18 protein-coding genes and 3 pseudogenes are annotated in these 13,376 nt (G+C 57.3%); 2 read left to right on the forward strand and 19 right to left on the reverse strand.

Annotated elements, in window-relative coordinates; genetic code table 11:
- From ABX75_RS27455 to ABX75_RS27505, 14 genes and pseudogenes are all read right to left on the reverse strand, one after another.
- Nucleotides 1–470, reverse strand: a pseudogene (locus ABX75_RS27455) (phosphohydrolase); the annotation flags it as partial.
- Nucleotides 471–671: 201 nt separating this feature from the next.
- Nucleotides 672–860 carry a hypothetical protein gene (locus ABX75_RS27460; protein ID WP_033039631.1) on the reverse strand — a complete coding sequence of 63 codons (189 nt, stop codon included), beginning with the start codon at nt 858–860 and terminating at the stop codon, nt 672–674.
- 18 nt (nt 861–878) lie between these two features.
- Nucleotides 879–1,289 (reverse strand): hypothetical protein, encoded by a 411-nt coding sequence (locus ABX75_RS27465; protein WP_033039634.1) that lies wholly within the window; start codon nt 1,287–1,289, stop codon nt 879–881.
- A 119-nt stretch (nt 1,290–1,408) separates the two neighbouring features.
- Nucleotides 1,409–1,654, reverse strand: a complete 246-nt coding sequence (locus ABX75_RS29285; protein WP_131657989.1) for a hypothetical protein — start codon at nt 1,652–1,654, stop codon at nt 1,409–1,411.
- Nucleotides 1,655–1,903: 249 nt separating this feature from the next.
- A complete protein-coding gene (locus ABX75_RS27470; RefSeq protein WP_047883079.1) occupies nt 1,904–2,209 on the reverse strand; it encodes a hypothetical protein in 306 nt (101 codons plus the stop codon).
- Nucleotides 2,210–2,281: 72 nt separating this feature from the next.
- The gene (locus ABX75_RS27475; RefSeq protein ID WP_047883080.1) at nt 2,282–2,464 is read right to left on the reverse strand and encodes a hypothetical protein; all 183 of its coding nucleotides are present in this window, start codon (nt 2,462–2,464) and stop codon (nt 2,282–2,284) included.
- A gap of 93 nt (nt 2,465–2,557) precedes the next feature.
- Nucleotides 2,558–2,719: a hypothetical protein gene (locus tag ABX75_RS29540; protein WP_161969143.1), complete on the reverse strand. Its 162-nt coding sequence runs from the start codon at nt 2,717–2,719 to the stop codon at nt 2,558–2,560.
- 142 nt (nt 2,720–2,861) lie between these two features.
- The gene (locus tag ABX75_RS27480) at nt 2,862–3,113 is read right to left on the reverse strand and encodes a hypothetical protein (protein WP_047883081.1); all 252 of its coding nucleotides are present in this window, start codon (nt 3,111–3,113) and stop codon (nt 2,862–2,864) included.
- An 18-nt stretch (nt 3,114–3,131) separates the two neighbouring features.
- Complete coding sequence (locus ABX75_RS27485) at nt 3,132–3,323, reverse strand: hypothetical protein (protein ID WP_047883082.1); 192 nt, start codon at nt 3,321–3,323, stop codon at nt 3,132–3,134.
- On the reverse strand, nt 3,320–4,009 hold the full coding sequence (locus tag ABX75_RS27490) for a hypothetical protein (RefSeq protein WP_047883083.1): 690 nt from the start codon (nt 4,007–4,009) through the stop codon (nt 3,320–3,322). Before ABX75_RS27490 ends, ABX75_RS27485 begins: the two co-directional genes overlap by 4 nt.
- 84 nt (nt 4,010–4,093) lie before the next feature.
- On the reverse strand, nt 4,094–4,441 hold the full coding sequence (locus ABX75_RS27495) for a hypothetical protein (protein ID WP_047883084.1): 348 nt from the start codon (nt 4,439–4,441) through the stop codon (nt 4,094–4,096).
- A 127-nt stretch (nt 4,442–4,568) separates the two neighbouring features.
- The gene (locus tag ABX75_RS27500; RefSeq protein ID WP_033039648.1) at nt 4,569–4,880 is read right to left on the reverse strand and encodes a hypothetical protein; all 312 of its coding nucleotides are present in this window, start codon (nt 4,878–4,880) and stop codon (nt 4,569–4,571) included.
- A gap of 10 nt (nt 4,881–4,890) precedes the next feature.
- Nucleotides 4,891–5,049: a hypothetical protein gene (locus tag ABX75_RS29545; RefSeq protein WP_156796377.1), complete on the reverse strand. Its 159-nt coding sequence runs from the start codon at nt 5,047–5,049 to the stop codon at nt 4,891–4,893.
- 192 nt (nt 5,050–5,241) lie between these two features.
- Entirely contained in the window at nt 5,242–5,799 is a 558-nt protein-coding gene (locus ABX75_RS27505; RefSeq protein WP_047883085.1) for a hypothetical protein, read from the reverse strand.
- A gap of 129 nt (nt 5,800–5,928) precedes the next feature.
- Here ABX75_RS27505 and ABX75_RS27510 point away from each other — a divergent pair, with 129 nt between their 5' ends.
- Nucleotides 5,929–6,228 (forward strand): helix-turn-helix domain-containing protein, encoded by a 300-nt coding sequence (locus ABX75_RS27510; RefSeq protein ID WP_011600738.1) that lies wholly within the window; start codon nt 5,929–5,931, stop codon nt 6,226–6,228.
- A 1-nt stretch (nt 6,229) separates the two neighbouring features.
- Here ABX75_RS27510 and ABX75_RS27515 read toward each other — a convergent pair whose 3' ends face one another.
- From ABX75_RS27515 to ABX75_RS27530, 4 genes and pseudogenes are all read right to left on the reverse strand, one after another.
- The gene (locus tag ABX75_RS27515; protein ID WP_082136213.1) at nt 6,230–6,829 is read right to left on the reverse strand and encodes a PRTRC system ThiF family protein; all 600 of its coding nucleotides are present in this window, start codon (nt 6,827–6,829) and stop codon (nt 6,230–6,232) included.
- Between the two features lie 23 nt (nt 6,830–6,852).
- Nucleotides 6,853–7,179, reverse strand: a pseudogene (locus ABX75_RS27520) (transposase); the annotation flags it as partial.
- A gap of 157 nt (nt 7,180–7,336) precedes the next feature.
- A pseudogene (locus ABX75_RS27525) lies at nt 7,337–8,076 on the reverse strand (Mut7-C RNAse domain-containing protein).
- 230 nt (nt 8,077–8,306) lie between these two features.
- Nucleotides 8,307–9,845, reverse strand: coding sequence for an IS3 family transposase (locus ABX75_RS27530; protein ID WP_039615185.1), 1,539 nt, complete (start codon nt 9,843–9,845; stop codon nt 8,307–8,309).
- A gap of 314 nt (nt 9,846–10,159) precedes the next feature.
- Here ABX75_RS27530 and ABX75_RS29830 point away from each other — a divergent pair, with 314 nt between their 5' ends.
- Nucleotides 10,160–10,276: a hypothetical protein gene (locus ABX75_RS29830; RefSeq protein WP_256203876.1), complete on the forward strand. Its 117-nt coding sequence runs from the start codon at nt 10,160–10,162 to the stop codon at nt 10,274–10,276.
- 127 nt (nt 10,277–10,403) lie between these two features.
- Here the strand turns inward: ABX75_RS29830 and ABX75_RS27535 are convergent, their stop codons facing one another.
- A complete protein-coding gene (locus ABX75_RS27535; RefSeq protein ID WP_047883086.1) occupies nt 10,404–12,455 on the reverse strand; it encodes a bifunctional DedA family/phosphatase PAP2 family protein in 2,052 nt (683 codons plus the stop codon).
- Between the last annotated feature and the right edge of the window lie 921 nt (nt 12,456–13,376).

Consider the following 13,376-nt stretch of genomic DNA (forward strand, 5'->3'; position numbering starts at 1 on the left):
CGACTGGTATCACGATCCAAGCAAATAATTCCGCCTGGAGTTTCGACCATGTGAGGCTTGGAGTAGGCGTCCATCTTGAGCATTTCGCCCTCGATGCCACCCTGCAACCAGGAGAAATAGAGCGGCAGATTGAATGCAGCTGCGAACTTCTCGATGAAACTGTCATTGAAAGCCCAGTCCATGAGGGTGCTCCCCTCTGCACCATCCACCCGATGGTGCCAGAGCTCAACACGACGCAGATCCACACCCTGTTCGATCAGTGCCAGCAGGCAAGCGATGCTGTCCTTGCCAGACACACAGACTACAACGTGGTCATAGCTGTCCAGATCCACTGTCGGCGCATCGAAATAGGTTCCCTCTGCCAGCACAGCAGGCTCAGGCTCGAACCCAAGCAGGGTGAGCTGCTGGCCCAGTGCCGGGATAACTACCTGGTCGTCGAACTGGTGTGCGCGGGAGATTGACGGGTGCATTGGCTGTCCTCTGAGCACCTACCTGGTGCCTACAGACTCAGCCTACGGCGGCAACGGGAAATCCCAACTGATGGGCGGTGGAGGCGGCTCCTCCCTGCGACAGGAGGAAGCCGAGGAGAAATCATCTACAGGAAACAGAGCACGATCGGCTGCTACTTGGCTGCGCTTCTCCTGGATGGGATGGCTCTTGCGTGGCCGGGCTCACCAATCCGACCGATTCAGACGGTACGTGCCTGGAAGGCAGTTCTCGGCATGGCTCAACTTCGCTTCGGCTTCGGCCTGATCGTCCGCGCGGTCGATGGCGATCCAGTCGCCGTTCAGCTGGCGCTCCTCCACGAACCACACAGGGTCATCTTGTTGCTGCATCAACTCGCTGGGTGCGTTTGCCATCGTGGTCTCCATTCAGTTTTATTCGTCGATCCAGCCCTTCGCTTTCATGCGTTCAGTTTGCCGGTTCAGCCAATCCAACTGGTCGAAATAATCTCGCTCCGAGCCGTCCGGGTACTCTTTCGGGTTGATCGCACGGTGCTCGGCTAGCTCGGCCAAGTGCTTTCGCCCGCGATCACGACGATCCGCCCAGATGGCCGCGCCGACCTCGAGCAAGTGTGGATCATTCTCGCGGTGCTGGTGGTAGTAGGTGGCCATCTCGACAAAAATTGCGAAGTGCTGTTGGTCGAAGTTGGCCAGGGCGTCACCCCGGAACTGCCCTAGCTGGCCGTTGTAGCAGCTCAGGGCAAAATCTTGGAGCGCGCCAGCGGCGCTGTAGGATTGGTGGAGCAAGATCTCTCGGTGCTTCAGAAACGGAGATTCAGTTGCCATGATGTGTCCTTCTTCATTGTGAGGCCCGAAAGTGGCCCTCTCCTATGACCCCAGCCCCGCTAAGCGGGGCGTGGGCATTAACGGGGTTCGCCCTGCAAAACTCCACTGAAGAATGGGAGTTAGCAATAGGGCTTCTGACCACGAGCGACACGCTCTTTGACAGATTCAGTGGCGGTACGGGTTACTTTTCGACATTGGTACCAGCTATACAGCCAACGTGCCGCAGTCAAAACCACAACTAAGCCACCGAGAGCTATTACCAGTTTTAGGATGCCCAGGAACGGTTCCATCGGTTCGCCTTGACCTGCCGCCTTGACAGAAAATGACACTGCCAGAATTAACAACCCCATAGGTACGTTCATCATTTTTGTTCCCTCTCCGTTGCCCTAGGCGGACTCCCACTCGATCACGTCCCAGTCATAACTCACTTCGCAAAGGTCGCCGGCAGTTCGCCAGGTACAATCGTCCTCGACCACGCGGACTAGGCGATGCTGCTGGACAGTCCCACTGCTGCAATGCCTGAGTTTGCACTGCACGGGCACCCCTGGAGCAGGCATGAGGTCTTTTGTCTTGATCCAGACCAATGTTTTCGCCTCCGCTTTTCGTCAAACAGATCAGTCGTCAGCCTGGCTGCCGGCAATGATCGCGTTCAGAACGGTTTCGTCATCGTCAAACCAGCCGTCTTCAGCCAGACCCAAGTTCCCGTCGAGAATGACGCAGACCGCCAGAGCGGCTTCCGCAGGATCTGCGCCGTATTCACGAATCACGCGCTCGATCTGTTTGCGCAGAAGGGAAGCGGACTCGACGTGGCCCACGCCACGCTCAGCTGCTGGGTCTGCAAGCTCTACGGGGTGCGGTGCCTCAGCCATAGGGTCGGCAGTGACAGTGGCACCGGACTGGGTGCGAAATTTCATTTCCATGGACGTGCTCCCTATTTCTGGACTTGATATAGCCGGCGGCGGCGGGCAGACGATCACGCCTGAGCGCCCGTGCTAGATGGCTACCAATTCGTAGTAATTCAGCTTGTGCATACGCAGAGCTTCCTCTGCTGCCTTCTGGGCTTCTCGCGCCTCGATCTTGTCGGCGAGCATTGTCACCTTCTTCACTTTCGATTTTGCGCGAGTTGCTGCGCCTTTCAGTCGAGCTGCTTCTTTCTTCCACTCAGCATCGGTCATTGCGGGCTTCCTGGGTATCCGAGGTGTTGTTGCTAAGCATCTCAAAGATCGCCTGAATCCCAAGGCCATGACCGATACCGAGCCCGTGCCTGCCTACTTTGAGTTGTCGTCGGCTTGAACAGCCTGCGCAGCTGGTGCTGTATCTACGAGCTGGATCTGCACCTGGCAGTTGGAAAGAATCACATCTGCTGCATCAGCGGACAGCCCCAGCAAATCCTGGGTGTCGGTGGTCACTACGACTTCTTCGTTTGCCATGATCTTTTTCTCCTCGTTTTAGCCAGGGCCTGGCCATGGTCTACTATTCCGCCGACAACTGGTCGCCGGCAGTCTTGGTTCAGATTGCCAGACCACACCGCCCTGGTAGGGCTGATCTGACGTAATCCGCCGTTATGCGCAGTCACTCACCGCGTTGCAGGCCGTCCGCGCGGTCGTTGCTCGCGCCGTCGCCACCGTCGAAGTTGTGCCCCAGACCTCCGGCCACCAACAGCGCGCCGGGGCCACCGTCGTCATAGCGCAGGCTACCGTCACTGAACACGGTCAGGCGCAGGGCGGCGGCTTGCTTGGCATAGCGCTCAAGGCCGCGAGCGATCTTGGCCACCGCGGCCGGATCGAGGCGCGCAGCGGCGCATTCGTTCTTGTTCACATACATCGGGGCGGGTTCCTTGGGTTAGCAGTCGGCACACAGAAACAGCCGCTCGGTATGGCTGCGTGGGTCGTTCTTGTGAGGGCCGCAATTCATGTTGCAAACCTTCGACGCCGGGTCGAACTTGGCCAGCTCGGCCGGGTCGGCGCGCGGCCACTCAATAGGCATTTCAGCCGGTGGCTGTGCTGGCTTTGACTTGCGGGCTTTCGCACTCATAGCGGGGCGGACTCCTCTTCAGAGTCTTTCGCCACTTTCGCTTCGCTTTTGATTTTCAGGATGACATCTGCGAGCTGCTGGCTTGAGCCGTTATCGTTGTGTGGCCATGGGCCGAAAGGCTGCGATGAAAGCCGGTTGAAAACGATCAAACCAGGGCAGCGGTATTCAAATGGGCCAGTGGATTGGAACCGGACAAAGGCAACCGGGCTGGTGCATCCCGGCATATCGGTTATTTCTCCGATTTCCTTCATGAGAGCAACATCTGCCCAACCAGCTTGATCGTTGTTGAAGAACGTCAGGTGGTCATATGCGGACTTACCACCTACGAAGCATGCCAAAGCAACGAGTGTCAGCTGGCCCATCGGCCAAAAGCCTTTGGAGTCAGCCGCTCTTTTCCACAGCGAGGGGATGTAGAAGAGTAGGGCCACTGAGGCAGCCAAAAGCAGATAGACGGTTAGCCGCGCAGTATCGACGCCAAGAGTTTCCCCCGGAGCGCCATCTGGGCCAAAGAAGAGGTAAAGCAGTGGTGCGCAGTAGGCCATGCCTACAGCATAGGAAGCCAGCACGAGAACCATTTGACGTAGCCGCTGCCCAGGGCCGGGGGAAACCAAGGCCAACGTAGCGCGAGCGACGGTACCAATGACCACGATCAGCAGAACAACGGAGCATAGGAGGATGTAGAGCATTATGATTGACGCCTTTAGCGCTTTTCGGTGGATTTACCGCCGAGTTGGTAGAGATCGAGATTTATGCGAGGGGTGCGTACTCGGTTATCCACTGCCTTCCTTCTTGCTGCCGTTACCCGAGAAAAGCAGCACGAATGGGGTTACAAGTAGCCCGACCCCCATGAAGAACATGAAGAAGATGCCCAGGCCATCGCCCGGCTGTAGCCCGGTTCCAGCAGCGGTCGCCATCGCCCGATAGTGGTCGGCCTGTGCCCCAACGACACGCACAAGAACTATCGTCACGGCGCACACCACCAGAGCTTGCCAACCCTTGCGGATGTCCAGGTGATCGACGAACGTCCACAACCAAGTGAGGGCTGCGCCAATTGCCAGTAGGATCAACAGCCAGTAGAAGAGACCAGCTATATCGGCGATAAATGCAGCTCCCAACATGTTCAGCACTCCTTCAGCGCGTCATACCTTTGATGACCAAGACATCGTTGCGTAACCGAAAATTGGCACCATCTCACGGACTTAGCCCCAATTAAGGGGCTGTGGTCTGCTGCGGGATTTTCTTGTATCAGCTGTACAGCGCGTCGTTATACGGCACAACCTCGTCAATGGCATCCCAAGCGTCCGAACAGCAACTTTTTCCTCGAATGTGCTGGAGAACATCTACAAGCTCGGATTCGCGTGCTTCTGCGTTGGCTTTTGTTGCAGCCAACTCATCAAGCAGATCGTTCACACCTGAACCGCCAAACGGCCCAAGCACACTGGTAGCATCGCACCAGGTATCAGGCTCATGGCCAACGCCTTCGCTCAGGTACTGCCAGCCTTCCTCTGTCTTGCGCAGCTCCAGGGGGCCGAACTGCATCGTTACTTGCTCGCTCATGGGCACTTTCCTACTTCACTTCTTCGTAATGCCACTGGACAAGCTCAAACGCCGCCTGCTTTGCCTCGGCTTCGATCTGTTCAGCAGTAGCGTTGTCATCGACCTCGAATTCAAATTCCACCTCAGATCCTTGTACATCAGTCTTAATTGTGCCGGTGAAAGTGCGCATCGCGGTCTCCTCTATTTGCCTGCGACTAGGATAAAGGCCGGCGCAGATATCCCAAGTCGGGGCAGGCATTTTCCCACACCGATTGAAGAGGAATTTATCTGGGTAAGAGGTACAGGGCGGGCGGAAGCTTTCGAGTGGCCTGCGCCAAGCCCCGAGGTGCATCAGTGGCTGGCGCGGTATTCGTGCGGGGCTTTAGGGGAGCGAGCGTCGGTGCAGGGCCAGCAGTTGAGCCAGAACCCACTGCCAGTATCCAAACTGGGTCTGGTTGTTGCGCACTGCTTGAAGCCACTGGTAATTGGTCAAGAAAGGGTGATCGTTGCCACGCTGTGCATATTTCCCCTCCAGTTGCGCCGGGGTGAGATCGAGATCGGGAAAGTAGGCTTCCGGTAGGTGATTGGGCACCAAAGCGAAGTCTGTGATGGCTCTTCCAATCGAGATGGATATTTCCTGGCCGGTTTCGTCACACCGGAGCGTCCTGATCTCGCCCTCACGGCCAGTCACTCGCCACGCATACCCGGTCGGGGTAGCAGACGCCGGATCATCCGAGGGCACCGTCTCTTCTTCGCTGTAAACAACGAACTCCAGTGGAAAAAATATCTCTGCAATCATGCGATCAAGCTGATCCAGTGTCCGCCGATGGATGCCGGAACCCTCGGCCTCAATCAATGCCAGCAGGGTCGCTCTCGATGCGTTCAGTTCCTGGTAAAGCTCTGCCAAGTGCTGAGGTACGGAGGGGTCAACGTGAGTCATATTTGCTAGTCCTAACCAGGGGAGTGTGCACATAAAACCGCTCCGCTGGCCCTCTGGGCATAGCGTAAATAGCGAAACGGGTATTCTTAAACGTGGTTTTAATTGTTCCTGCCGATAACGCTTCTGTCTATGGAGAAGCGACCACCTACACGCGGGCGACCGGCAGGAACATCAAGCTTTGACCCTCAGGTGGCAGGAGCTTTTGGCAATGTCGTACGCGAAGAACGCCTAAAATCGGGCCTAGCTCAGGAGAAACTTGCTCTCCTGGCTGGGGTTGAGCGGGCGCACCTGGGGAAAATCGAGCGGGGCGAGAGTCTGCCCACACTTCCCTTGATTATGAGGTTGTCTAAAGCCCTCGAAGTTAAAGCCGCTGACCTGATATCGCAGATGGAGCAGCGGCTGGATCAATGCGAAGACGGGAGTGGTTGAGTTAGGCAGATTGCGGAACAGCAGGGAACGGAAAGGCGTTTTGAGAGCCGGACGCCAGATCCACTGTGATCCAGTGCTTATCGGTTTTCCCCGTCCGCAGCAACTCCCACACAATGCTCATTCCGGCAGTTGTAACTGCCCGGTTGACCAAGCAGTCCTGCGAACGAATGGCTTCCGCAACCGAGCAGGATTTTTTGGTGTCATCTTCGAGCGTTTCGATTTCAGGGTAAGCGTCCATCACGTTGGGGTAGATGCCCCTCTTGTCTACATGCGCAGCGCCGAACACAACCTGTCCATGGCGGGCCTCGTTGCCGAGGTCAAGCCACATGCAGTGTCGGGATAGAAGCGCGCTGCTGGCGATTGCGCGACGGGCCGAAGAAAGGTCAACAGCGGAAATGATCAAGTCGGCGGCGCGCATCGCCTCTATCGTCTCTTGGCTTGGAAATCGGAAGGGCAGGGCCTCCCAGGACGTACCCAGCATGAGATTGTAACGATTCACCAAACTGATTGCTTTGAATTGGCCCAAGTCACACGGCCAGAAACGCTGACGTACGAGGTTCGGCTCGCGGACGATGGCATCGTCAATGACCGTGACCTCCAGACCCTCTGGATGGCCGAGGGAGCGAAGCGCATGGTGGGACGGCTCATCGCTTCACAGATCGCCTCGGCATCGTTTGCGTCGTTCTTGTTGCTTTTGACATAAGGTTTAACGAACTGGGGGGCGATCAGCTTGACTCGAAATCCGCGAGCTTCGAGTTGCCGCGCCCAATGATGGGCGCCACCGCAACTCTCCATGCCGATCTCACAACCAGGTTCGATTTTCTCCAGCACCGTTTGAAGCCATTGATCACGAGACAGACGCTGCCGCCAGACCGGCTTCTCATGGCGATCCACACCGTGGATCTGAAATACGTTCTTGGCCAGGTCGACCCCAATGCGCATAAGCTTCATGTGTGGACTCCTTCTCACTGTTGACTGTGGTTCGCACCTTCAGTCTGGCACTCAAGATGCCGAAGTGAGGAGAAGTCCATCCCATTGCTTTTGGCCGTTATCTACCTGATGCACAAGCCAGTTATCCCTGGCAACGCAGCCGGCCCGATGCGCTCGGCTATCGGTCCAGCAGAGGTGCCAGCAGTGCACACATGCCGCGCCAGTGCGAACCCTCCCAGTAAACCCGTTGGCAGGCGTCGCAGTGCAGGAAGTGCGAATAGAGGGCGCCAATGCGTGGCGGAACCTGCGGCCGGGCCAGTTCCGGGCTGATCTCGTGCAGCGGCAGGTTGCAATGAAGGCACAGGCTGAATGGCCGCGCGCTACGCGCCAGGTCGAGGCGCTCGTACAATTCGCGCAGCTGCAGCGACGGTTTCAGGGCATGCACGTAACAGCCGTGGCTGATGATCCGCCGCTTGAGCAGTTCGCGGTCGCGGGTTAGCACGATGCGTCCTTGCTGCGCAGCGATCTCGGCGATCTCGCCATCCTCGAAGCCATTGTCGTAGAGGGTGTCGAAGCCGCTCATGCGCAGCAGGCTGGCCAGCCCGCCAAGGTGCGCATCAGCGACGAAGCGCAGCACCCGTAAAGGTTGCGCACGAACCTTGAGCAACGGGCTGATGTCCAGCGCTTCGAACTTGGGATACACCGCCAGCCGGTCACTGTCGAAGACACCCGCTCGAAGCCCACCGACTCGTCGTTGAGCAGTACCAGCTCGACCTCGGTGTGCGGTATCCCGAGCGCCTCGATCATGTGCTTGACCGTCGCCCCTCGCGCGCACTCGCAGGTGAAGGACTGCCGCCGCCGTTCGGCCGGCAGGAAATCGTTGAGCTCCTCGTAGAAGCGGAAGGTTGCACGGGTCATGCTGAACAGTATGGCAGGGCTGCAGGATGAGCGAGTCTAGTCCGGACATCTTCTCCGGCAGGCCCCAAACTACGATCGTAATCATGTTGAAATTGACTATGCCATGGAGCTTCGATGCTGGATGTACTGCTTGAAATTGTTATCCGCGTCATTTGCTACCCAGCAGGCTGGGCGTGTTGGTGCTGATGCGGTTTTGACCCAAGGGGGATGCGGACAAAAACTTGGACTGGTTATGCCGCTAAGCCCAGGCTTTCACGATACTCAATGGGACTGAGCGCGCCGAGGGAAATCTTTATACGTTTTTCGTTGTACCAGCGAATGTATGAATCCAAGGCCTGAATGAACTGCTCGATGCTCGTTGACTGCCAGTTGCGAGGATAGAACAGTTCCGTTTTCAGTCGGCCGAAGAAACCTTCACAAGCCGCGTTGTCTGGTGAGCAGCCTTTGCGCGACATCGAACGAATCAGCTTCGCATCAGCGATGCGCGATAACCAGCCGGGCCAGCGGTAGTGAGCGCCACGATCGGAGTGAACAACAGGCCGTTTATCGTTACTGGCCACCGTTTCGATAGCTGCATCCAGCATCGTGTTCACAAGCTCGGCGTCGGGACGCGTGCCGATCGACCAACTGATTACCTTCCCATCGAAGCAGTCGATCATGGGGGACAGGTACACCTTGCCTGCCGGGATCTGGAACTCCGAGATGTCGGTCAGCCATTTCTCATTCGGAGCTAGGGCCGTGAAGTCGCGGTTGAGGAGGTTTTCCGGCGCCGGACTGATCTCCCCGAGGTAGGAACCGTATCGACGCCGTTTCGGCTTGGCGACGACTAGGCACTCCTGCTTCATCAAGCGCTGCACCACCTTCTCTGAAAGGCGCACACGCTGCCTGCTCAACGAAGCTCGCATCCGACGGTAGCCATAGCAACGATGATTGCGCTCGAATATGTCCGCCATGGCACGACGCACTTCGGTGTACTTTTCCGCGACCTGCATTCGGGCTCGATGATAGAAATAGGAGCTTCGGGCCAAGCCCAACGCGTCAAGCAGCTCTAGCAAGGAGTACCTATGCCTAAGGGCATCAGCCAGCAATGTCTTCTCCCGATTGGTCAGGACTTGCCGGTTGATGCCCGTCTCTTTTTTTATGAGTTCATTCGCCCTCATCAACAGGTCATGTTCAAGCTGCAAACGGCGAACATCGAGCTGGAGAGATTCGAGTTGCCGCTGCAACTCCTCTCGTTCCGGTGACGATGAGGGTTCAAGTCGACACTTCATGGATGGGGATACCTCTGGGCCGAGTAGCTGGTTTTTCCAGTTGTACAAGGTCGGCCTGCACACGCCCAGCTTTTGAGCCAGGGCTTTCGCACTTTCTTTTCGCGTGCACAGCGCGATGACCGCTGCCTGCTTCACCGCTGGCGGCCGGGCTAACCCGTCTGATCGACTGACAACACGCGTATGCAACTCGGGGTGCATTTCGTAAATCCAGGCACGCAAAGAATCCCGCGCGGGGTAGCCCAACGCCTTGATGGTAGCGGCGATGTTGCGACCGTATTCGAGATAGTGCTCGACAGCCTTTTCCCTTTGGGCCGGTGAGTACTTCGACTTCGAGTTCTCGTAGCAACGCGGCAGGTCGAGGCATCGCTCATACTCTGCGTGCCAGCTCTTCAAAGAGTTCTTCGTCGGGTAGCCCAACTGACGAATAGTTGCCCCGGTTCGCTTGCCCAGTTTGATGTAGAGCTTGACCGCTCGGATACGGTCTTCGTATGAATACATGAACTACCTCCAGGTAGTCCAAGATTTCCGCCGCATCCCCCCTGGGTCAAAACCGCATCAGCGACAACACTCTCGAAAGTTCTCTCCTTCGAGCCCTCTTCGAAGACACATAGCAGCTCTGAAGCTCTGTCAATATTTGATGACCCACACTTCTGCTAAGCTCGTGACCATTCCGTTTCAAAGAGATGACTGAATGTCATTCGTAGACAAGTTTGTCGCTGAGATATTGGCACTTCAGGTTGCCCTGTATCACTCCCGCGGTCTGTTGGAGCGCTCGGACTGATAGCGAGGCTTTACATGACCTCAGAATAGCGGTGAGACGCATCCGGAGCCTACTCCGACCAATGCGCGCTTTGAGCGAGGTAGCGGCTCTGAATTTTGCTGCGGCTGGAGTTGGAAGACTGACACGCCGGCTCGCGATCTGGAGGTGATGATTCAAGAGTTGGAGCACAGGAGATTTCTTGTCCAGGCGCAACTCAGAACAGAGCGATGGCGTCTGACTACTCCAAGATTCTAAAAAGCTCGGCGGTGCACCTCATCGCCAGGCATTCGCCGGGATCAGTCGGACATTGTTTTCTGTGTCTTGCCGTGTCGAGCTAACAGGACATTGCCATCCCAATCCCCGTTTGCCGTTCCTTCGGGTCGAGGTAGGAGCCGCCCGTTGTTAAAAGCGGCAGCTAGAGTGCCCCGTGGTGCATTCACATCGGGCTGTGTCGACGTTAACGTGACGAGGGATAGGGGATGATAGAAACGCTCCTTCACAACTGAGCCCATCCACAGCGCTGAAGTACGCCCGTTCGTTAGCTCGAAATCGACGACCCATACTCGAAGCACGAGGCGCGAGCTGGTAAGTTCGCCACCACTATTCGGTCGAATGAGCATCAGACTGGGGAGGCGACCCTTGGCGAAAAGTGGAATAACTGGAAGAGCTGCCGAGTCGGTCTGGATGGAGAGCCAATTCAGGGCGTTCAACGGTGTCCAGGCCGCTGAGTCGCGCCACCCGTTACGCTGCAGGACATCCTGCAACTCCGGCAGGCCACCGGCCCACTGGAACGTCAGCGGCTCATTCGTCTCGCCCGTCAGATCGATACGCCGTGCCGGCAGTTGCTGCCAACCCGACGCCCACCAATCGGTGGCGGCCATGGACGGAGTTCTTACGTTGACGGCATAGCGGTCGTTGTCGGTCGCATGGCTACGATAGATATTGAAGCCGCCGGCGAGAATCAGTGCTGAACAACCGGCGGCGAGTAGGCCCTTTGGCTCAATGCGTCCGGCTTGGCGCCCCAGGTAGGACAGTCCGAGCAGCGCCAGCCACGCCGACCCGAATGCCAGCCCCCCGAGCACGTCGGAAAACCAATGCGCACCGAGGTAGAGGCGCGAGAATGCAATCAGAAATATCAGGGTTGCGGCGCCGAGAGCGACCACGAGGCGCCATGCTGGGCGGATCTCACGCGCGATGAGGAAGGCGAGGAAACCGTAGAGCACGACATTGACCGTGCTATGGCCGCTGGGGAAGGAAAACGCGCCCCACCCGGAGTAGAGAAGCTCATCGGGGCGAGCTCGATGCAACGCCGCTTTGATGACCGTGTTGAGCGCCGAAGCGCCGGCAATCGCCACCAGCCAATAGGTAGCGGTACGCCAGGCGCGTTTCCACATGAGCCACAGCAAGACAACAATCGTGACCGCCACCACGACCGTGGTGTCGCCAAGTTCTGTGATAGCGATCATCACCGCATCGCCTGGCGCGGTGCGAAGATCTTGAAGCGCGTGGTATATCGCGCTGTCTGCGAGCAGCAATGGGTCACCGGTGACGACATCTTCAAGGATGCCAAAGAAGAGCCAGGCTGCACCGACGAGAAGCACAGCCGACAATGCGAGAGTCCGTGCTTCGGGCCGCGAAGGATCGAGTAAATGGGTGAGGCTGCGGCTCAGCCAGGTGTCGTGGGTGCCGGCCCAGCACCGCAGCCGTCCCAGTGCGTCAATGAAGTGAGGGACACCGCGACGTAACGTCCAGCGCACGATATGCAGGAGCGCCCAGCCCGTTACGACTAGAACAACCAGCAGGATCGCGAGCGGTTTGGCGGCCGCTCCGAGAATGCTGAACGTCGCGCCTACGAGCACACCGGACAGGATATGCGACGGAGCCCAGGCGAGCGCCGACGCGATATTGACGGCATAGAACCGACTGACCGCCATTCCCATCATGCCGGCGAGGAGCGGGATGAAGGCGCGGACGCCCGGTACGAAGCGCGCGAGAAACACACTCTTGGCGCCGTGACGCTCGAAAAAGGCCTCGCTGCTCTGAATCAGTTCAGGGTGCCGGTTCAAAGGCCAGAAACCAAGAATCTCGCGGTGGTATCGATGCCCGAGCCAGAACGAAAGACCATCACCCGCGATGGCACCTGACGTGGCGGCGACCAGCAACGGCCAGAGCAATAACACGCCACTCGGCACCAAGGCACTGAGCGCGAGGATCACGGCTGTGCCTGGAACGACGGCACCGATGATCGGGATTGACTCGGAAAGTGCCAGGAGAAACACCGCCAGATAGGCGACGTGCGGATTCACCGTGAGGAACTCGATGATCGATGAGACCAGGGACGTCATCATTCGCGGGCTACCTATGGAATGTCGGTGATGTGGCGATCAATGTACGTGTCTTCCCGATAAGTCGCATAACCGTTATTACGCAGGTACCACGTCGGCGGGAAACTCTTCGACGCGCTTTTCAAAGCGCCCGAAGTGTAAAGCCAAGGTTGGTAACACCAATAGATTGAGTGCCGTCGAGCTCACTAACCCACCCAGGATAACGATAGCCATCGGCCCTTCGATTTCATTAGACGTTTACAGGCAGTACAACCCAAGGACTATCATCAGGTATGGTAAATCTGACGCCTGGCTACGTATCTTATAGACAGGCGTTCATAGGTGTCGCTCTCTGTGATTTCCCAGGCGACAAGCTGAGGTTGTAGCAGGTGACTCTGCAAGTGATAGCGGCAGAGTCAGTTTTGTAAGCCCAGGTTATGCCATCACATCGCTCCTTCCCCGTTAGAATCGCGGCTTTTGCCGTAGCCAGGGAGAATGGGTGTGATTGAACAAAGGTCGAGGCATACATCGAGCGTTGGGGCGGTGGGATCAGCGGGTGGTAATGAAAACCGCCAACTTGCAGATGTTTCTCACCGAGCTGTGCACCCTTCTGGGGTTATCTCAGCCCGAGCCACCCCGCGCAGAGCGCAGTGACAACGCCTCCATTTTCGAGCGTCAATTAGCCACTGGATCGACCATGCACGCGGGAACCGACATGTCTGATGCTTACAATCCAAGCAAGCAGGTAAATAATCATTACCCAGGCTGCAACAAGCTTTTTCGTAGATTTAACGTATCAGTACATGGAATTTTAGTAGCCTGAATTCATAGAATAAGCGCAACGCTTGAAACGAGAGGCAGAGAGCCAGCCACCGGTAGAATCCAGGCTCTCACACCGAAGGATTCAAGCGCAGATGACTACGCATTACCGGCAGCTGACTCAGG

Source organism: Pseudomonas sp. ARP3 (genome assembly GCF_001029595.1).
Taxonomy (GTDB): domain Bacteria; phylum Pseudomonadota; class Gammaproteobacteria; order Pseudomonadales; family Pseudomonadaceae; genus Aquipseudomonas; species Aquipseudomonas rhodesiae.